This window comes from Amycolatopsis sp. NPDC004772 (assembly GCF_053601215.1).
On sequence record NZ_JBSGBK010000004.1, the window covers coordinates 157,352 to 175,439 of the forward strand.

An 18,088-nucleotide genomic window follows, 5' to 3' on the forward strand; every position below is an offset into this window, starting at 1 on the left:
TAGGATCTACTGCCCTGGACACCGCCGCCGAGGGGAGGCCCGACCGTGCACCTGCGCCCGGCGTCCCGCGCCGACCCGCTGCCGGTGCTCGCCGCCGCCCGCCGCATCACCGACGACCTGCGCGACGGCCTGTCCGGCATGCCCGCCCGGCGCGCCGCCCACCGCCTGCGCCGGCTCTTCGGCTTCCCGGGACTCGGCCTGACCGACCTGTCCGGGTCCCTGCTGTGGTCGGGGCGGCCGGGCCCGGACGCGGTCGTCGCGACGGTGCTCGACGGCGTGCTCCACAGCGAAGAACCCGGCTCGGCGCCGGACGTCCTGGTGCTGCCGCTGCACGTCCGCGACGAGCTGGCCGGGGCGCTGCTGGTCGTCGGGGACGTCCGGGACGCGGTCGCGGCCCAGGCCGCCGACCTCGTCGTGCAGGCGCTGGAGCGGGGGCGGCTCGAGGCGTCGGCGGAGCAGGCGGCCCAAGCCGAACTGCGGGCGCTGCGGGCGGAGATGTCGCCGCACTTCGTCTACAACGCCCTGACGGTCATCGCGTCGCTGGTGCGCTCGGACCCCGACCGCGCCCGCGACCTGATGCTCGACTTCGCCGACTACACCCGCTACAGCCTGGCCCGCCACGGCGAGTACACCGTCGTCGCCGAGGAGTTCCGCGCGATCGAGACGTACCTCGCGCTGCAGAAGGCGGTGCTCGGCGAACGGCTGCGCGTCCAGGTGCGGGTCGCGCCGGAGATCCTCGCCGTCGCGGTGCCCTACCTGGTGCTGGAGCCGTTGGTGGAGAACGCGATCCGGCACGGCATCGAGCCGCGGTCGGGCACCGGGCAGGTCCAGGTGCACGGCCAGGCGGAAGGGAACGACTGCGTGATCTTCGTCGAGGACGACGGGGTCGGCATGGACCCGAAACGGGCCGCGGACCTGCTGGCCGGGCGCGTCGGCGAGGACGACCCGGCCGGGCTCGGACTGGCCAATGTGGACAGGCGACTGCGGGACGTCTACGGCGCCTGGTACGGCCTCACCGTGGAAACCGAGGTCGGCGCGGGCACCCGGGTGATCGTGCGGGTGCCGCGGTTCCAGCCGGGGGTGCTGCCGTGACCGGGCTCCGCGTGCTCGCGGTCGACGACCTGCCGCCCGCGCTGGACGAACTCTGCCGCATGCTCCGCGAAGCGCCCGGAGTCGGCGAAGTCGTCGGAGCGGGTGACGCGTTGAAGGCGTTGAAGCTGCTTCAGGCGGATCGCTTCGACGCGGTGTTCCTCGACATCTCGATGCCGGGCCTCGACGGGCTCGAACTCGCGTCGCTGCTGGCGAAGCTGAGCGAGCCGCCGGTGATCGTGTTCGTCACCGCGCACGACGGGCACGCGGTGACGGCGTACGGCATCGGCGCCGTCGACTACCTGCTCAAGCCGGTCCGCACGGAACGGCTGTCGGCGGCTCTGGCGAAGGTGCTGCGGATGGCGACCCCGGCGTCGCGGCCGACGCCGGACGCGATGGCGGCGCTGCCGGTCGAGTCGGGCGGGCGGACGCGGTACGTCCGCCGTGACGACGTCCTGTTCGTGGAGGCCCACGGCGACTACGTCCGCCTGCACACCCGCGGCGGGGTCCACCTGGTGCGGATGCCGATCTCGCGGCTCGAGGAGTATTGGGAGGGGACCGGGTTCAGCCGGGTCCACCGGGGTTTCCTGCTGGCCGTGGGCGCGGTGCTGGAGCTGCGCAGCGACACCGCGGGCGGCTTGCTGGCCCACACCGAGGCCGGTGACGTCCCGGTGAGCCGCCGGCACGCGCGGGATCTGCGGGACAGGCTGCTCGAAGCGGCCCAGCGCGGCCAGCTCGGGTCCGATCCGCGATGAGCAAGATCCGGCGGGTCGCCGTCACCAGCCCGCAGACGCGCCTCGCCCACGCGCGCCGCCGATCGCGCGGACGCTGGCGCCAGCCCCGCCTGCCCGCGGGCGACACCCAGCGCGCCACCGCGCTCTACGCCGCCCAGCGCCGCCGCGGCATCCCCGCTCTGGTCCTGATGTTCCTGCTGCTGCTCGGCCTCCCCGGCGTCTTCGCGCTCTTCCCGGGCCTGGACACCGTGCGGCTGCTGGGGATTCCGGTGTCCTGGCTGATGCTCGCGGTCCTCCCCTACCCGGCGATGGCGCTGCTGGCCCGCTGGCAGCTGCGCCGCGCCGAGCGCCTCGAGGACGACCAGTGACCCAAGCGCCCCAATGTGGCGTTGGTTGCGTCCAACGCACCCAATGTGGCGTTCGGTGCGTTGGACGCACCCAACGCCACATTGGGGCGCGGGTCAGTCGGTCTGAGGGGTCTCCCAGGCCTTGTCCTCGACCGTCTGGACCATCGTCCGCAGGCCGTTGGTGATCGTGGTCAGCTTGCCGCCGCTGATGCGGGCCACCACCTCGGCCTCGGCCGCGTTGAACCGCGGGTACAGGTCCTCCATCAGGGCCAGGCCCTCGCCGGTGAGGACCAGGTGCACCAGCCGCCGGTCGGCGGCGTCGACCTCGCGGCGCAGCAGGCCGCGGCCCTCCAGGGTCTTGGCCACGCCGGTCAGGGTGCCCTTGGAGATCGCCGCGACGGTCGCCGCGTGCCGGGTCTCGAGGCCGTCGAAGATCCACACGCACCACAGGACGACGAACCCCGTCCAGCTCAGGTCGTGCTCGCGCAGCACCGCGTTGGTGAGGTGGTTGCGGACGGCGTTGGCCGCGCGGTACAGGCTGGACAGGGCCGCCGCGGCGGGCAGGTCGAGCGCCAGCTTGGCGATGTGCGCGGACATCGCCTTTTCGGTTTCGGCGAGGCTGTATCCGTCCGGCATGCCTCGATCGTACGGCCTCAAACGGATGGCAGCCCGGCCAGCCGCCGCCCGCCGTCCCAGGTGACGCCGACCTGGCGGTAGTAGCCGCCGATGAGCTCGTGGACCTCGAGCCGGGCCAGTTCTTCGGTGGGCGCGTCGAACAACCGCAGCTCGACGTCGCCGCGCCAGGCCTGGCCGCCTTCGAACGCGCTCGCGCCGGACTCGATCAGCTCCGCGTGCGCGTCGCCTTCGCCGCGGCCGATGCCGGGCAGGACGCGGTGGTGCGCCATCGGGTGCCCGTTGACGAACCCGTTGGTCGGCGACTCCTCCGTCAGGGTCAGCACGGCTTCGGCGAGCCGCCGGTCGCCGGCCGCCAGGGTCGCGCCGAACACCGCGCCCGGGCCGAGCTGCGGGGCCGCTTGCGCGAAGGGGTGCGGCCGGGTCTGCCAGATCGAGCCGAGCTTCTTCGGGTAGCCCTGGTGGATGCCCCGGGCGATCGCGAAGTCCTTGTCCACCCAGATGTACACGCACCGGGAGTAGGTCCGGCCTTCGAACGCGCACCGGACCACCACGAAGGCCTCCTTGTACTGGGCGCGCACCGGATCCAGCAGCTCCTCCCGCGAGGTCGAGCACGACTGCCAGTCGGCCCAGATCAGCGCGACCGCGCCCGGGTCCTCGTCGGCGAGCGACAGCGGCGCCGGCAGCAGCTCGGCGACGCGGGCGGGGTCGGTCCGGTACTCCACGGTCAGAAGGTCGCCCGAGTAGAACCAGGGCGGGGCGGGGATCAGCGACGCCCGCCCGCTCGCCGTGCGGGGGTAGAAGAAACCGGCCACGAGCCCTCCTCAATCGTTTGGGTCCGCACGATACCGCGGCAACCGACCGGGGGAAAGCCTTGTCAGGTACCCCGGCCGCGGCTATCGTTCGGACTCAAACGAACCCGGGAGGTGTCGTGGGTCACTTCGACGAGGACGCCCTCGCGGCCGCCGGTGCCGCGCTGGGCGAGCGTGGCATCGACGTCGTCCGGCTGGGCTACCCCGACTTCATCGGCACCGAGCGCGGCCGCGACGTGCTGGTCGCGAACTTCGCCCGGACGCTCGGCGACGGCGTCGCGTTCTGCCGCACGGTCTACGGCACCAGCCCGATGGGGGACGTCGTCGAGCTGGGGGAGGGCGGCCTGGCCGACGGCCTCCCCGACGTCGTCGCGTTCCCCGACCTGGCCACCCTGACCGACGTGCCGTGGGAGCCCGGCGTCGCGCACTGCCTCGCCGACGTCTTCAACCCGGACGGGACGCCCTCGCCGGAGAGCCCGCGCCAGGTCCTCAAGCAGGTGCTGGCCCGGTTCGCCGAGCTGGGGATGCGCCCGGTCGTCGGCCCGGAACTGGAGTTCTACGTGCTGGAGCCGGACGGAGCCGGCGGCTGGCGCCGGTACGGGGAAGCCACCGGGAACGTCTACGTCTCCGGCAGCAAGGGCGACCCGGAGAACCTGCTGCTGCGCTCGCTGCGGTCCCTGGCGGACTACGGGATCGACGTGGTGACGGCCAACCACGAGTTCTGCAGCGGCCAGTTCGAGATCAACCTCTGGCACTCCGAGGCCCTCGACGCCGCCGACCGGGCCTTCCGGTTCAAGACCGCGGTCAAGGAGCTGGCCCGCCGCGAGGGCAAGCTGGCGACCTTCATGGCCAAGCCCTTCAACGACGAAGGCGGTTCGGGCTTCCATCTGCACTTCTCGACGCTGGACGCCGACGGGCGGCCGCTGTTCGACGACCCGGCGGGCGAGTACGGCCTCTCGAAGGTCGCCCACGCCGCCATCGCCGGGATCCTCGCGCACGCCCCGGCGCTGTCCGCGCTCGCCAACCCGACGGTCAACTCCGCCAAGCGGTTCGGCCCGGACACCTTGGCGCCGTGGCTGATCGACTGGGGCCTGGACAACCGCAGCGCGATGATCCGGATCCCGCCGGAACGCGGCCGGGCCGCCCGGCTGGAACTGCGCCAGGGCGACGCCACGGCCAACCCGTACCTGGTGACGGCCGGCCTGCTCGCCGCCGCCTACCTGGGCATCGAAGACGGCCTGGCCGCACCGGCGCCCCTGGAGGGCTACGGCTACGACCCGGCGAAGGCGCCGAAGCTGCCTTCGGACCTGGGCGCGTCGCTCGACGCCCTCGAAGCCGACACGGCGTTCGCGGAGCTGCTCGGCCCCCGGTTCGTCACGGCTTTCCTCGCCTACAAGCGCAACGAGCTCGAGCGGTTCTCCCGGTACGTCACCGACTGGGAGTTCCGCGAGTACGCCTACCACCTGTAGAGGAGCGCCATGACCACCGCGCACCCCCTGACCGTCGACCAGGTCGACCTCACCGACCTCGGCGTCTTCGAGCGCAACGAGGCCTGGCGCCGGTTCGACGTGCTCCGCCGGGAAGCGCCGGTCCACTGGAACCCGGAACCGGCGCCGAACTCCGGCTTCTGGTCGCTCACCCGGCACGAGGACATCGTCGCCGCCGACCGGGACGCCGAGACGTTCACCTCCACCGGGTACGTCAACCTCGAAGAGGTCCACGACGACGACCTGGCCGAGCTCCGGCGGTCCATGCTCGAATCCGACGGCGTCCGCCACCGCGCGCTGCGCAAACTGCTGCAACGCGACTTCGGCGGCCAGACGCTGAAGAAGTACGAGGAGTTCCTGCGCGGGCTCACCGAAGCCACCGTGGACGCCGCCCTGCGCCGCGGCGAGTTCGACTTCGTCAAGGAAGTCAGCGCCGACTTCCCGATCCAGGTGCTGGCCCGGATGCTCGACGTGCCCGCGCGCGACACCGGGCGGCTGATCGCCTGGGGCAACCGGATCATCGGCAACACCGACCCCGACTACGCCGACGTCCTGCTCGAAGACGCCGAAAGCGATCGCTACAAGCACCTGCCGTTCCGTTCGCCGGCGTCGCTGGAGGTGTTCGAGTACGGGCGCGAGCTGGCCCGGCAGCGCCGCGGCGGCGACGGCGAGGACCTCGTCAGCCGGCTCGTCAACCGCGTCCCGGTCGACGGGGAACCGTTGACCGCGACGGAGTTCGACAACTACTTCCTGCTGCTGGTGGTCGCGGGCAACGAGACCACCCGGCACGCGATCAGCCATTCCATGCTGGCCCTGCTGGACCACCCCGACCAGCTGGCGCTGCTGCAGGCGGAGCCGGCGCGGATCCCGGTGGCGGTGGAGGAGATGCTGCGCTGGGCGAGCCCGGTCTACCACTTCCGGCGCACCGCCACCCGCGACGTCGAACTGCGCGGGCAGCACATCAAGGCGGGGGAGAAGGTCGTCATGTGGTTCGCCTCGGGCAACCGGGACGAGGACGTGTTCGACGACCCCTACGCCTTCGACGTCACCCGGAAACCCAACGACCACGTCACCTTCGGCAAGGGCAGCCCGCACTTCTGCCTGGGCAACAACCTCGCCCGGATGGAGATCCGGCTGATGTTCGAAACCCTGCTGCCGCGCCTGCGCCGCATCGAGCGGGCCGGTGACGTCCGGCGGGTGCGCAGCAACTTCGTCAACGGCATCAAGCAGTTCCCCGTGCGGGTCGAGACCACCTGATGCGCGCGCTGTGCGTCCTCCACGACGCGCTGTCGGACCCGGGGTACGTCGGCGCCGCGCTGCGCGAACTCGGCTGGCAGGTCGACGAACTCGTCGTCGTGCCCGAGGACCGCCACCACGCGCCGGACGTCGAACCGTCCTTTCCGGACAGTGCGGCCTACGACCTGCTGGTGCCGCTCGGCGCGCCGTGGAGCGCCGGGGTCGACGACGCACGGATCGGCCGGTGGCTCGCACCGGAGCTGCGCTGGCTGGCGGCCGCGGTGGCCGGCGGCGGCGCGGTGTTCGGCGTCTGCTTCGGGGCGCAGGCACTGGCCCGGGCCCTGGGCGGCACGGTCACGCGCTCGCCGTCGCCGGAGATCGGCTGGGTGGCCGTCGAATCCGACCGGCCGGACCTGGTGCCGTCCGGTCCGTGGTTCCAGTGGCACTTCGACCGGTTCACCGTGCCGCCCGGGGCGGTCGAGCTCGCCCGCAACGCCGCGGCCCCGCAGGCCTACCGGGCCGGCCGCAGCCTCGGCGTGCAGTTCCACCCCGAGGTCACCCCGGCCGGCGTCCGGCGCTGGATCGGCAACGGCGGCGCGGCCCAGGCGCGCGGGCTCGGCCTGCACCCGGCGGACCTCGTCGCGGACGCCGACCGTCTCGCGCCGGACGCGCAGTGTCGCACGAAAGCCCTGGTTTCGGCCTACCTGAACGAGATCTTCGCCAGCTGACTATTGCGATCCAAACGTTTGAACCCGTACGATTCCCGCGCCGGGGGCGGAGCCGAGGAGGCACCCATGGTCGACCACGTCGTTCCCGAAAGCGTCACCACCGGCCACCGGCTCGGTGGCTCCCTCAAGCTGGTGGACGCGATCGCGCAGTCCGTCGGCGTGATCGGGCCGGTCTTTTCGATCGCCTTCCTGGTCCCGCTCCTGGTCGGGCTCAACGCCTCCGGCAGCGGGGCCGGGGCGGCCGCGCCCCTCTCGGTGGCGATCGCCGCGGTCGGCGTGCTGGGCCTCGGCTGGATCGTTTCCGAGTACACCAAACGCATCCAGGCCGCCGGTTCGCTCTACGACTACGTCACCGACGGGCTCGGCAAGCGCATCGGCGCCGCGGCCGGATTCCTCTACTACGCGGGCATCCTCGCCCTCGGCGCCGGGATCCTGGTGATGATCGGCGGCACGATCCACGACACGCTGCAGGCCGAGTTCGGCATCACGCCGCTGCCCGAGGCCGGCTGGGACCTGCTCCTGCTGATCGGCCTCTCGGTCGTGCTGTACCTCGGTGTCGCCCTGTCCACCCGGGCGCAGCTGGTCCTGGCGCTGGTCTCCTTCGCCGTCGTGCTCGTCTTCTTCGTCGTGGTGATCGCGAAGGTCGGCGCCGCCAACGACGTCCCCAAGGCGTTCACGCCCGGTACGTCACCGCAGGGCTTCGGCGGCGTGCTCTTCGGTGTCCTGTACGGTGTCCTGCTCTTCACCGGCTTCGAGACGGCGGCCAACCTCGGCGAAGAGACGACGCACCCGAAGCGGGACATCCCGCGCGCGGTGCTCATCTCGGTGCTCACCGTGGCCGTCTTCTACGTCATCGGCTCCTACAGCCAGGTCGCCGGCTACCACTTCGACCTGGACACCCTCGGCAAGAACGCCGGCGCACCGCTGTTCGGGCTCGCCGGCCCGGTCTCCGACGGCGGGTTCGGATCGGTTCTCGTCCGGCGGCTGCTGGAACTGGTCGTGCTGCTCGACATGCTCGCGGTGCTGATCGGCTGCGCGGTGGCGGCGTCCCGGGGCATGTTCGCGCTCGCCCGAGACCGGCGGCTGCCCGCGGCACTGGGCCGGGTGAGCCGGCGCGGCACCCCGCTGGCCGCGGCCGCGGTCGTGGTGGCCGTGCACGCGGTGGTCCTCGTCCTCACCGCCACCTGGACCGGCCTGCTCGCGCAGCCGGAGATGCCGCACTACGTGGCCGTGTTCAGCTGGGGCTCGACCTTCGGCGGGTTCTCCCTCGCGGTGATCTACCTGCTGATGTCGGCGGGTGCGCTCCGCGGCCTGCGCGACCACCCGCGGCGCTGGGCGGTGTACCTCGCGGGTACGGTCGGCATCGTCGTCACCGGTGCCGCGATCTTCGGTGCGGTGTACAAGGTCGGCGCGCCGATCATCTACGCGCCCTACGTGGCGGCCGTGGTCTTCGTGCTCGGCCTGGTGGCGGCCTTCCGGCACGCGGCGGCGCGCGCATGACCGCGCCCCGGATGCTGCTGATCCTCAGCGAGAACTGGACGCTGACCCCGGGCCGGGACCTGCCGACGCTGGTGCGGTGGGCCCGCGAGGCCGAGGACGCCGGCTTCGACGCGGTGATGATCAGCGAACACGTCGTCCTCGGCCCGGACGCCTCGGACCACGGCGTCATGGGCAACCCGCGCGAGTACGCCCTGCCGGGCAACCAGGATCCCTTCACGCCGTGGCCGCACTCGCTGTCGCTGCTGTCCTCGATCGCCTCGGTGACCTCGCGGATCCGCCTGGTCGCCGGGGCGATCCTGGCGCCGCTGCGGCACCCCCTGCTGCTCGCGCGCGAACTGGGCACCCTCGACCTGCTGAGCGGAGGCCGCCTGGTCGTGCAGCCGACGGTGAGCTGGAGCCGCGACGAGTACGACGCGCTCGGCGTCCCGTTCGGCAGGCGCGGGCGGATCCTCGACGAGCAGCTCGAGATCCTGGACCTGCTGTGGCGGTCCTCGCCGGTTTCCTACGCCGGGGAGTTCTTCTCCTTCAAGGACATCCACTTCGAGCCGAAGGCGTACCGCCCGGACGGCCCGCGGCTGTGGTTCGGCGGCCGGCACCTGCACGACCGGCTCCTGGACCGGCTCGTCCGCTACGGGCACGGCTTCCACCCGCTCGGCGTACCGTCCACAGAGGACCTGTCCCGGTTGCGGGCCGCGCTGCCCGGCCGGGAACTGGAGCTGATCGGCGGCACCCGGGCGGTGTTCCCGGACGCGCGGTCGTGCGCCGATCTCGGACAGGCGATGGCCGCGCTGCCGGAGCAGATCGAGCTCGGCTTCACGACGTTCTGCCTGAAGCCGTCCCAGTTCACCGACGATCCGGACGACGTCGGGCGGCTGTGCCGCGAGGTGGTGCGCCGGGCCGAGGCGATGGCCTGACGCCTGGGGTCGCCTGGTTCGGGCAGGATCTGGTCTAGCTCGACCGCATCAGGATGAAGTCGCCGTGGCCGCCGTAGCCGAGGACGTCCTCCGCGTACTGGGTTCCGTCGAACGTCGGGAGCCACCAGCGGTTGCCGATCTTCACCAGCATCGGGTGCGGGATGTTCGTCCCGTACGGTGCGTTCAGCGTTCCCAGCTTCCGCAGGCTCAAGTCGTACACCGGGTATTCGCGCGCGTCGCCGTCGCTGGCGAACAGGTACCAGCGGCCGCCCACGCGCTGCAGGATCGTGCCCTCCGTCTGCTTCACCGACACGTCGGCGCCCAGCATCGTCAGCCCCTCGTCGTAGTCCGCGCCGCGCGGGGCCGCCGCCAGGGCCGGGTGGAACACGAACGCCGGTTGCTGGGCCGGGCTTTCGACGAACGCGATGTGCCAGCGGCTGTCGATCTTCGTCAGGGCCGGGTCCCAGGAACTCACCGTCGTGGGCAGCGGGAGCGGCGAGGTCGGCAGGACGTGCACGCCCGACAGCACGTCCTTGCGGGTGACCGTGTGGCGCACGTGGACGCCGTTGAACGAGAAGTCACCCCAGGAGCTCATCAGCAGGATGAACCGGTCGCCGTCGACGACGATCTGGCCCGCGTGGTCGCCGAGCACCACTCCGTCGCGCGCGAAGAACAGCGTCGCCACCTGCTCGAGCTTGGTGGGATCCGCCAGGTCGAGCGTCCAGACCGCCCAGTGCGCCTGCTGGAAGAACCCGAGACCGGCGTTGGTCATGGTCAGGTAGAGCTTGCCGTGGCGGATGACGGGGCGGCCGTCGGCGTACTGGACGACGTGCGGGTCGCGGACGCCGGCCTGGCCGTAGTACCCGGCCCGGACCCGGCCCAGCCGCGCCGGCCCGCGGCTGCCGTAGGCGTAGCCCAGCCGGCCCAGGACCGCCGGGTCGCGCAGGTCGATCCGGGCCCGGACCTGGTCGCGCTCGGTCAGCAGCGGCCGCCAGCCGGTGCCCTGGTCGGCCAGGACGGTGACCGCGTTTTCGTTGACCACCACGGCGAAGCCGAACGGCGCCCGCAGCTGCGCCGGCGCGGTCTTGACCACGGCGGTGCCCGCGGCCGTGGTGATCTCGATGGCCGCCTGGCCGGCGTGGTAGGTGCCGAGCACCGAAACCCCGCCCCCGGCCAGGCCGGCGACGACGGGCGCGCGGTCGTCGAGCACCTGCACGGTCACGGTCCCGTAGGGCGCCTTCGGCCGGATGCCGGTCGTGACGAGCGCGCCGGGCCGGGCCGGGGTGTCGAGCTGGACGAAGTTGCGCGCGATCAGGTCGAACGGCCGGAACTGTTCGGCGACGGAGAACTCCAGGTCCAGCGGGCCCGTACCGGCGGCTTCGGCGGTGCCGCCGAACAGGCTCGCGGTCACGCCGGTCACGCCCAGCGCGGTCAGGGCACGCAGCACGTCACGTCGATCGAAGCCGGTCACCGGTGACCTCCGGGGTGGGGAGCGGGGACCCCAGTTTGCAACGTGGCATGCAACGTGGCAACCGCCGTCGGGCCTCATTCCTCGACGAGGAACTCCAGCAGCTCGCCCGCCAGCTCCCCGGCCGGCTCCGCCCACTGCTGCCGCAGGGAGCGGAACAACGCCGCCGCCCGTGTGCCCGGCCAGTCCGCCGGGAGCAGCGCCGGCGGCAGCACCGGATCCCGGCGGATCAGCAGGAGCCATTCCGCCCCGAGCCGGATCCGGAGGGGCAGCCCGTCGGGCGAACCGGGCGCCCGGCCGCTCCAGCGGCGGAGGAACTGCTCGTAGCCGGCCGCGATCCGCGGCAAGTCCCACGCTTCCCGGGCGATCCGCGCCGGGTCGGTCCACATGAACGGCTCCGCGCGGAACACCTCCGCGTGGTCCAGCAGGTCGAGTTCGGCCAGCGCCGGCGCGATGTCGGCCGCCGACGCCGAGACCCACAGGCCGCTGCGCAGCGGCCCGAACCCGAACCAGCCCAGGCGGGTGCGCAGCGCGTACCGGTCCGCGCGGCGGGTTTCCGGCACCGAGAACGTCAGCAGCGTCCAGCGGCCGTCCCAGTGCCGGTCGACGACGTCGCCGTCGAGCTTGCGCTGACCGTCGCGCAGCACCGCCGTGCCGTGCGCCGTCAGCCCCAGGAACGCCTGCCGCCCGCGGCGGACCGTGTGGAGCAGGTCGCGGCGGCTCATCCGGCTCAGCGTCGCCCGTGTCGCGTGTTCGCCGACGCTCAGACGCTCGAGCGTGGCGATGACACCGCCGGTCGACACGGCGATCCCGCGGTCCAGGACGTGGTCGCCGAACAGCGTCAGCAACAGGGCCTCGGGCCGCACGCCCGGCGCGGCCTCGTCCTCCGCCCAGTCGGCCGCTTCGAGCATGCGTTCCTCGCTGTTTTTCCGACGATCATCAATCGTTTGTCCGGCAATTCGAGGATATCACCGAGTTCGAAAGTTTCGGCATCCCAGAATACTTGATGAATTGTTGACGGTCGTTCTGAATCTGCCTAACCTCAAGGTCCGAGGGGGATCGCCGACCGGAGGTCACCGATGAGTGGATTCAGAACGGCGTTCGTGACCATGGCCAGTGCCCTGCTGCTGGCCGTCACCTCGGCCGTGGTCCCGGCCCCGGCGTCGGCCGCTTCGCTGGTGGAAGTGACCGGCTTCGGGAACAACCCGGGCGGGATGCGGATGCACGTCTACGTGCCGGACACGCGCCCGGCCAACCCCGCGATCGTGGTCGCCATGCACGGGTGCGGCGGCTCGGGTCCCGGGTTCTACTCCGGCAGCGAATTCGCCTCGCTGGCCAACCGCTACGGGTTCCTCGTGATCTACCCCAGCGCCCAGCAGCAGGCCGGGTTCGGGAACTGCTTCGACACCTGGTCGGACGCGGCGAAGCGCCGGGGCGGCGGCAGCGACCCGGTGTCGATCGTGTCGATGGTGACCTACGCCGAGCAGCGCTACGGCGGCGACCCGAACCGCGTCTTCGCCACCGGCTCGTCCTCCGGCGGCATGATGACCAACGAGATGCTCGCGCTCTACCCGGACGTCTTCAAGGCGGGCGCGGCGTTCATGGGCGTGCCGTTCAACTGCTTCGCGAACGCCGCGGACTTCCCGCCGTGGTCGAGCAGGTGCACCGGCAACGGCGGCGCGAACCGCACGCCCCAGCAGTGGGGTGACGCGGTCCGCCAGGCCTACCCCGGCTACACCGGCGCCCGCCCGCGCGTCCAGCTGTGGCACGGCACCGCCGACACGCTCGTGCCGTACGCGTTGCTGCAGGAGGAAGTCGAGCAGTGGACCAACGTCTTCGGCCTGAGCCAGACGCCGACGTCGGCCGACACCCCGCAGGCCGGCTGGAACCGCCGCCGCTTCGCCGACAAGGTCGAGGCGTACAGCATCCAGGGTGCCGGGCACAGCCTGCCCTCGGCCGGGATGGCCGCTTCCGCGATCGCCTTCTTCGGCTTGGGCGGGTGATCGCTCAGGCGCTGAGGACCTTCAGCGCGGCGGCGTGCACGCCGGGCGCGGCGGCGAGGTAGCCCGCGCTCGTCAGGTCCCACGGGCCGCCGTCGAGGTCCGTGACCACGCCGCCGGCCTCCTGGACCAGCAGGACGCCGGCGGCGTGGGACCGGACGTTCTCGAACTGCCAGTGCAGGTCCATCCGGCCTGCGGCGACCTGGGCGAGCTGGTGGGTCACCGGCACCGAGATCCGCACGTACAGCGCCGCTTCCGACATCGCGGTGAACGACCGGCCCATCCGCTCGAGGAAGCGGTGGCCGTGCTGGGCCTGGCCGGTGCCCGCGAGGGCGCCGTCCAGCGCCGTCTTGGCGGAGACCCGCAGCCGCTCGCCGCCGAGGTGCGCGCCGCCGCCTTCGGTGGCGGTGAACAGCTCGCCGAGCACCGGGAAGTACAGCACGGCCAGCACCGGGCGGCCGTCGCGGACGAGGCTCACGCCGATGTTCCAGTCGGGCATCCCGTGCACGGCGTTGACGTTGCCGCCCATCGGGTCGATGAGCCACCATTCGCCGGCGGGCAGCGGCCCGGAGCCGTGCTCGTCGTCGAGCCAGCGCGCCTCCGGCCGGATGGCGGCGAGCGCCGGCCGCAGCACACCGGCGACGGCGGAGTCGTTGTCGTGCAGGCTTTCCAGCAGCTCGGGCAAGCCGGGCTGGCGGGTCGCGGGGGAGTAGCGCGCCAGCATCCGGGTTCCGGCGTCGCGGACGGCGGCGGTGGTGGCGGCGAGCAGGTCCTGGTTCATCGGGACTCCTGTGGTTGTCTTGCGTTCGTGCAACTCGACTTGAACTTGCTCACGGTGCTCGACGCGCTGCTCGAAGAGGGCAGCGTGATGGGCGCGGCCGAGCGGCTGCACCTGTCGTCACCCGCGGTCAGCCGCACCCTCGGCCGGCTCCGCGCGGTGACCGGCGACGACATCCTGGTCCGGACCGGCCACACGATGGTGCCCACGCCGTACGCGGTGGCCGTCCGCGAGGACGTGCACCGGCTGGTCCGGCAGGCGCAGGCGGTCCTGCAGCCGGCCCGCGAGCTGGACCTCGCCGGCCTGGACCGCACGTTCACGATCCAGTGCCACGACGCGCTCGCGGCGTCGGTGATCCCGGTGCTGGCCGGCCGGCTCCAGGACCGGGCGCCCGGGGTGCGGCTGCGGGTGCTGGCCGAGCACTCCGCCGACACCGACGACCTCCGGCACGGCCGCGTCGACGTCGAACTCGGTGGCGCCCGGCCGGACCTGCCCGAGTTCCGCTCCGAGGTGCTCGGGCACGACTCCCTGGTGGTGGCGATGCGGCCCGGTCACCCGGCGGCCGGTGGCCTGGACCTGCAAGCGTTTGCGGCCCACCCGCACGTCCTGATCTCCCGCCGCGGCCGGCTCACGGCGCCGATCGACGACGTCCTGGCCGCGGAAGGCTTGCGCCGCCAGGTGATCGCTTCGGTGGCGACGCTCGCGACGGCGTTGCAGCTGGCGGTGCGCAGTGACGCGCTCGTCAGCTGCACGGCGGTGCTCGGCCGCCCGCTGATCGACGCCTTCGGCCTGATCACCCGCCCGCTCCCGGCAGCGTCCTCGGCCGCGGAAATCTGCTGCACCTGGCACCAGCGCTACGACTCCGACCCCGCGCACGCCTGGCTCCGCGGCCAGGTCCGGGCGGCCCTGGAGGAGATCACCGACTAGCGGTCATTCCGGCAGCGGCAGCGCGATGGTGCCTGCGAAGCGGGGTGTCTCGGCCTCGTCGAGCATCGCCGCGGCGACGGTCGCCCGGCTGATCACCGCCTCGAAGTCCAGCGGGGGCCCGGCTTCCAGCCCGACCGTGCGCCGGTGGGGGCTTTCCGGGCCGTCGGTGAGCAGGCCCGCGTGGAACACCGTGCCGCCGGCCGCGAGGATCGTCTCGTCGGCCTCGACCTTGTCGCCGAGCCGGTCGCCCAGCAGCTTCGTGAGGGCCCCCGCGGCGGGCCCGGCCACCGATGCCGACTTCCCCGTGCCGTACGCGCCGAGCCAGATGATCCGCGACGGCCCGGCGGCGACCACCGCCTTCGCGCCGGCCAGCAGGATCCCCGCCCGGTCCGTGCCGAGTCCGGAAAGGACGGTCGAGCCGGCGGCGATGGCGATACCGGCCGGGTCTTCGACGTCGCCCGCCACCTTGTGCAGCCGAGCCGACGCGGGAAGGTCGATACGACCGGGATCCCGGGCGATCGCGGTGACGGTGTGCCCGCGCCGCAACGCTTCCCGGGTCAGTGCGAGTCCGGTCCGGCCGGACGCCGCGAGGACGGTGAGGTTCATGCCGACCACGCTAGGGACCCTCGCACTTAACATCAAATGCAAGTTCGGAAAGAATCGATTTACCGTGACGCAAGGGGCGGCCGCCGAGGAGTGCGGCCGCCCCCTGCCTCAGCGGCGGTCCGCGCCGGTCAGCGGGGCCGGCGTGTAGCGGAGGTAGCGGCCCGGCTCCCCGAGCTCGGCCGCGGCCGCGTTGAGGCGCTCCGGCCGGAGGTCGGGCCAGTGCCCGGACTCGATGCGGGATTCCAGGGCGTGCAACGCCGCCAGGGTCTCCGACGGCCGGAACGCGCAGTGCCCGGCCGCCTCGACGTACGCCTGCCGCAGCAGCGGTTCCCGTCCCGCCGCGCGGACCCGGTGGGCGTACCAGTTCTCCTGCTCGACCGGGACCAGGTGGTCCGCGGTCGTGTGGATGGCCAGCGACGGGACGCGCAGGTGCCCGGTCGCGGTGGACGTGCGGGCGAGCGTGGCGACGGCCTGCCGATCCGGCGTGACGTCCGCGTGGCGGGTCAGGTCGGCCAGGTCCGCGTCGAGGTCGAGGCCCGCGGTGCGGTACAGCGCCCGGACCTGCCGCGCCAGCGGGCTGCCGGACAGCAGCGCCCGGTAGTCGACCCCGCGGTTGGCCGCGCTGTTCCCGCCGGCCGCCAGTTCGATCTGGTAGCGGCCGGGCACCACGAACCCGAGCACGAACTGCGCGAGCGCCTGCTGCTGTTGCTGTTCCTGGCCGGCGTAGTCGGCGGGCCCGGGCGGGGCGTCACCGGTCAGCCACGGCGGCGTGTTCATCAGCGCCGCCCCGAGGGCGATCCGGGCCCGGCCGGCCGCCGTGCCCTGCGCGTCGGTGACGAGCTTCGTCAGCGCCGCGCCCGCCGCCGTCGCTTCGTCGGCGCTCGCGTACCGGACCAGCTTCACCGGCTGCGCCGGGGCGAGCAGGCGCGAGAGCGCGTATTCGCCGTCGAGCTGGTAGTCGTTCAGGTTCAGCGCGCCCGCGACCAGGCCGCACGTGGTCAGCGCGCCGTCGAGCCGCCGGTTGCCGGACTCGGCTTCCAGGGCGCTGACCAGTCCGCCCATCGACGTGCCCCACGCGATCGTGCGGCGGGGCTCGCCGATCTTCCGGACGAGCGCGTCGAGCGAGGCGAACTGGTCCCGCGGGGCGGAGGCGAGCGCCCACCACGACGGTCCGCTGTAGGACGAGCCGATCAGCGCGTACCCCGCCGAGAGCAGGGCCTGCCCGGTCGGCTCGTCGGGGGCGTTGCGCGCTTCCAGGGGGCCGAAGCCGTGGCTGTAGAGGATGACGGTGCCGTTCCAGGCGGCCGGCACGTCCGCCACCCAGCTCGCGCCGTCGGGCAGCTGCCCGGTGTAGTGCGCGGGGGTGGCGGCCAGGGCCGGGGTCGCCGTGGTGAGGCCGAACGCGATCAGCGCCGTCGCGACGAGGGCGCCGGCCCGGCGGAGCCAGTGGCTCATCCTCGGTGTCCTTCCCGCTGGACGGCCGCCGGCACACTCGGCTCGGGCGTGAGGTCGCGGCGGTGGGTCTCCCGCAGTGCCAGCACGCAGACGGCCGACAGGAGGCAGAAGGCGGCGATGGTCCACGACACCGGCATGGTCGAACCGCCGCCGTTGGCGCGCTGGAGTTCGGCGAAGATCAGCGGGGCGAACCCGGCGCCGAGCCCGGCGAGCTGGTAGCCCAGCGACGCGCCGGTGTACCGGCTTTCGGTGTCGAACAGCTCGGAGTACAGCGCGGCCAGCGGCCCGTACATCATCGGGTGGATGACGCCCTGGCCGATCACCAGCGCGAGCACGAGCAGCAGCCCGCTGCCGCTGCGGACCATCGGGAAGAGCAGGAACCCGAACACCGCCATGGCGGCCACCCCGGCCAGCACGACCGGGCGGCGGCCGATCCGGTCCGAAAGCGCCGACCACAGCAGGATTCCGGCCACCGCGCACGCGGACGACAGGGTCAGCGCGTTGAGCACGTCCTGCCGCGGGTGCCCGTGCTGGACGCCGTAGGCGAGCACGAAGGTGGTCAGCGTGGCCTGGACGACGAACGCGGCGAGCCCGACACCGACGCTCAGCGCCAGCACGCGCGGGTGGTCGCGCAGCACGGCCACGAGCGGCAGCCGCCGGCGTTCTTCCGTGCGGGCGGCCAGGAACGCGGGTGTCTCGTCGACGCGGGAACGCACGAACAGGCCGATCGCGAGCAGGACGATGCTGAGCAGGAACGGGATCCGCCAGCCCCAGGCGAGGAAGTCGGCCTCGGAGGTCAGCCCGGCGGTGGCGGACATGACGAGCGTCGAGACGACCATGCCGCTCGGCGCGCCCGCATTGGTGAACCCGGCCCACAGGCCGCGGCGCGTCCGCGCGTGCTCGGCGGACATCAGCACCGCGCCGCCCCACTCGCCGCCGACCGCGATGCCCTGGACGACGCGGAGCAGGACCAGGCCGATCGGGGCGATCGGGCCGATCTGGTCGTAGCCGGGCAGCAGGCCGATGAGGAAGCTCGCGACGCCCATCAGGGTCATGGTCAGCACGAGCATCCGCTTGCGGCCCAGGCGATCCCCGAAGTGGCCGAAGATCAGGCCGCCGAGCGGGCGGGCGAGGTAGCCGGTGGTGAACGTGCCGAAGCTGGCGACCGTGGCCAGTGCCGGATCGAGGTCGGCGAAGAAGACCTTCCCGAAGACCACCGCGCTCGCCGTGGCGTAGAGGAGGAAGTCGTAGTACTCGATGAGACTGCCGAGGAAGCTGGACGCGACCGCTCTGCGGAGCTGAGTGCTCATGGGGTTCACCCTCGTCTTCGGGGGCGGGGCACTGCGGAGGGCAGGTTCGTCCGGGTGCGGACGA

At 72.7% G+C, this 18,088-nt stretch carries 18 protein-coding genes; 10 read left to right on the forward strand and 8 right to left on the reverse strand.

All coding sequences use genetic code 11. The features are described from left to right. Window positions 1–45 precede the first annotated feature (45 nt). Genes ACWEF6_RS04385 through ACWEF6_RS04395 form a run of 3 tightly spaced genes read left to right on the forward strand, consistent with a single transcriptional unit; the run spans window position 46 to window position 2,191 of the window. Entirely contained in the window at window positions 46–1,092 is a 1,047-nt protein-coding gene (locus tag ACWEF6_RS04385; protein WP_310977537.1) for a sensor histidine kinase, read from the forward strand. Beyond that, window positions 1,089–1,844 (forward strand): LytR/AlgR family response regulator transcription factor, encoded by a 756-nt coding sequence (locus tag ACWEF6_RS04390; protein ID WP_449681605.1) that lies wholly within the window; start codon window positions 1,089–1,091, stop codon window positions 1,842–1,844. Before ACWEF6_RS04385 ends, ACWEF6_RS04390 begins: the two co-directional genes overlap by 4 nt. Further along, a complete protein-coding gene (locus ACWEF6_RS04395) occupies window positions 1,841–2,191 on the forward strand; it encodes a hypothetical protein (RefSeq protein WP_449681606.1) in 351 nt (116 codons plus the stop codon). Before ACWEF6_RS04390 ends, ACWEF6_RS04395 begins: the two co-directional genes overlap by 4 nt. Window positions 2,192–2,284: 93 nt before the next feature. Here the strand turns inward: ACWEF6_RS04395 and ACWEF6_RS04400 are convergent, their stop codons facing one another. Together ACWEF6_RS04400 and ACWEF6_RS04405 are read right to left on the reverse strand one after the other, a co-directional pair. Continuing rightward, entirely contained in the window at window positions 2,285–2,806 is a 522-nt protein-coding gene (locus tag ACWEF6_RS04400; RefSeq protein ID WP_449681607.1) for a MarR family winged helix-turn-helix transcriptional regulator, read from the reverse strand. Window positions 2,807–2,823: 17 nt separating this feature from the next. Continuing rightward, window positions 2,824–3,618, reverse strand: coding sequence for an acetoacetate decarboxylase family protein (locus tag ACWEF6_RS04405; protein WP_449681608.1), 795 nt, complete (start codon window positions 3,616–3,618; stop codon window positions 2,824–2,826). Between the two features lie 116 nt (window positions 3,619–3,734). On the opposite strand from ACWEF6_RS04405, the gene ACWEF6_RS04410 reads away from it, so the two are divergent. The 5 genes from ACWEF6_RS04410 to ACWEF6_RS04430 all read left to right on the forward strand — a co-directional run bounded on the left by ACWEF6_RS04410 (window position 3,735) and on the right by ACWEF6_RS04430 (window position 9,480). Beyond that, on the forward strand, window positions 3,735–5,084 hold the full coding sequence (locus ACWEF6_RS04410; RefSeq protein WP_449681609.1) for a glutamine synthetase family protein: 1,350 nt from the start codon (window positions 3,735–3,737) through the stop codon (window positions 5,082–5,084). 9 nt (window positions 5,085–5,093) lie between these two features. Continuing rightward, entirely contained in the window at window positions 5,094–6,359 is a 1,266-nt protein-coding gene (locus ACWEF6_RS04415) for a cytochrome P450 (protein WP_449681610.1), read from the forward strand. Then, window positions 6,359–7,066: a type 1 glutamine amidotransferase gene (locus ACWEF6_RS04420; protein WP_449681611.1), complete on the forward strand. Its 708-nt coding sequence runs from the start codon at window positions 6,359–6,361 to the stop codon at window positions 7,064–7,066. The genes ACWEF6_RS04415 and ACWEF6_RS04420 overlap by 1 nt, the downstream gene beginning before the upstream one ends. Window positions 7,067–7,132: 66 nt before the next feature. Beyond that, complete coding sequence (locus tag ACWEF6_RS04425; protein WP_449681612.1) at window positions 7,133–8,566, forward strand: APC family permease; 1,434 nt, start codon at window positions 7,133–7,135, stop codon at window positions 8,564–8,566. Further along, window positions 8,563–9,480, forward strand: a complete 918-nt coding sequence (locus ACWEF6_RS04430; RefSeq protein WP_449681613.1) for a TIGR03619 family F420-dependent LLM class oxidoreductase — start codon at window positions 8,563–8,565, stop codon at window positions 9,478–9,480. Before ACWEF6_RS04425 ends, ACWEF6_RS04430 begins: the two co-directional genes overlap by 4 nt. Window positions 9,481–9,514: 34 nt before the next feature. On the opposite strand, the gene ACWEF6_RS04435 is transcribed toward ACWEF6_RS04430, so the two are convergent. Then, on the reverse strand, window positions 9,515–10,951 hold the full coding sequence (locus ACWEF6_RS04435; RefSeq protein WP_449681614.1) for a hypothetical protein: 1,437 nt from the start codon (window positions 10,949–10,951) through the stop codon (window positions 9,515–9,517). Window positions 10,952–11,025: 74 nt separating this feature from the next. After that, window positions 11,026–11,859 (reverse strand): PaaX family transcriptional regulator, encoded by an 834-nt coding sequence (locus tag ACWEF6_RS04440; protein ID WP_449681615.1) that lies wholly within the window; start codon window positions 11,857–11,859, stop codon window positions 11,026–11,028. Window positions 11,860–12,027: 168 nt separating this feature from the next. Here ACWEF6_RS04440 and ACWEF6_RS04445 point away from each other — a divergent pair, with 168 nt between their 5' ends. Then, window positions 12,028–12,951 carry an extracellular catalytic domain type 1 short-chain-length polyhydroxyalkanoate depolymerase gene (locus tag ACWEF6_RS04445; protein ID WP_449681616.1) on the forward strand — a complete coding sequence of 308 codons (924 nt, stop codon included), beginning with the start codon at window positions 12,028–12,030 and terminating at the stop codon, window positions 12,949–12,951. Window positions 12,952–12,955: 4 nt separating this feature from the next. Here ACWEF6_RS04445 and ACWEF6_RS04450 read toward each other — a convergent pair whose 3' ends face one another. Continuing rightward, on the reverse strand, window positions 12,956–13,729 hold the full coding sequence (locus ACWEF6_RS04450; RefSeq protein ID WP_449681617.1) for an inositol monophosphatase family protein: 774 nt from the start codon (window positions 13,727–13,729) through the stop codon (window positions 12,956–12,958). A gap of 27 nt (window positions 13,730–13,756) precedes the next feature. On the opposite strand from ACWEF6_RS04450, the gene ACWEF6_RS04455 reads away from it, so the two are divergent. Then, a complete protein-coding gene (locus ACWEF6_RS04455; RefSeq protein WP_449681618.1) occupies window positions 13,757–14,653 on the forward strand; it encodes a LysR family transcriptional regulator in 897 nt (298 codons plus the stop codon). A gap of 3 nt (window positions 14,654–14,656) precedes the next feature. On the opposite strand, the gene ACWEF6_RS04460 is transcribed toward ACWEF6_RS04455, so the two are convergent. The 3 genes from ACWEF6_RS04460 to ACWEF6_RS04470 form a co-directional block, all read right to left on the reverse strand. Continuing rightward, window positions 14,657–15,259 carry an NAD(P)-dependent oxidoreductase gene (locus tag ACWEF6_RS04460; protein ID WP_449681619.1) on the reverse strand — a complete coding sequence of 201 codons (603 nt, stop codon included), beginning with the start codon at window positions 15,257–15,259 and terminating at the stop codon, window positions 14,657–14,659. 108 nt (window positions 15,260–15,367) lie between these two features. Beyond that, window positions 15,368–16,714, reverse strand: coding sequence for an alpha/beta hydrolase (locus ACWEF6_RS04465; RefSeq protein ID WP_449681620.1), 1,347 nt, complete (start codon window positions 16,712–16,714; stop codon window positions 15,368–15,370). Further along, window positions 16,711–18,024, reverse strand: coding sequence for an MFS transporter (locus ACWEF6_RS04470; RefSeq protein WP_449681621.1), 1,314 nt, complete (start codon window positions 18,022–18,024; stop codon window positions 16,711–16,713). Before ACWEF6_RS04470 ends, ACWEF6_RS04465 begins: the two co-directional genes overlap by 4 nt. Window positions 18,025–18,088: the final 64 nt, after the last annotated feature.

Excerpts from the sequence above, each read along its gene's own strand:
- ACWEF6_RS04395 (WP_449681606.1), top strand. The coding sequence starts at position 1,841 with ATGAGCAAGATCCGGCGGGTCGCCGTCACCAGCCCGCAGACGCGCCTC.
- ACWEF6_RS04400 (WP_449681607.1), bottom strand. The coding sequence starts at position 2,806 with ATGCCGGACGGATACAGCCTCGCCGAAACCGAAAAGGCGATGTCCGCG.
- ACWEF6_RS04415 (WP_449681610.1), top strand. The coding sequence starts at position 5,094 with ATGACCACCGCGCACCCCCTGACCGTCGACCAGGTCGACCTCACCGAC.
- ACWEF6_RS04420 (WP_449681611.1), top strand. The coding sequence starts at position 6,359 with ATGCGCGCGCTGTGCGTCCTCCACGACGCGCTGTCGGACCCGGGGTAC.
- ACWEF6_RS04425 (WP_449681612.1), top strand. The coding sequence starts at position 7,133 with ATGGTCGACCACGTCGTTCCCGAAAGCGTCACCACCGGCCACCGGCTC.
- ACWEF6_RS04430 (WP_449681613.1), top strand. The coding sequence starts at position 8,563 with ATGACCGCGCCCCGGATGCTGCTGATCCTCAGCGAGAACTGGACGCTG.
- ACWEF6_RS04440 (WP_449681615.1), bottom strand. The coding sequence starts at position 11,859 with ATGCTCGAAGCGGCCGACTGGGCGGAGGACGAGGCCGCGCCGGGCGTG.
- ACWEF6_RS04445 (WP_449681616.1), top strand. The coding sequence starts at position 12,028 with ATGAGTGGATTCAGAACGGCGTTCGTGACCATGGCCAGTGCCCTGCTG.
- ACWEF6_RS04450 (WP_449681617.1), bottom strand. The coding sequence starts at position 13,729 with ATGAACCAGGACCTGCTCGCCGCCACCACCGCCGCCGTCCGCGACGCC.
- ACWEF6_RS04460 (WP_449681619.1), bottom strand. The coding sequence starts at position 15,259 with ATGAACCTCACCGTCCTCGCGGCGTCCGGCCGGACCGGACTCGCACTG.
- ACWEF6_RS04465 (WP_449681620.1), bottom strand. The coding sequence starts at position 16,714 with ATGAGCCACTGGCTCCGCCGGGCCGGCGCCCTCGTCGCGACGGCGCTG.
- ACWEF6_RS04470 (WP_449681621.1), bottom strand. The coding sequence starts at position 18,024 with ATGAGCACTCAGCTCCGCAGAGCGGTCGCGTCCAGCTTCCTCGGCAGT.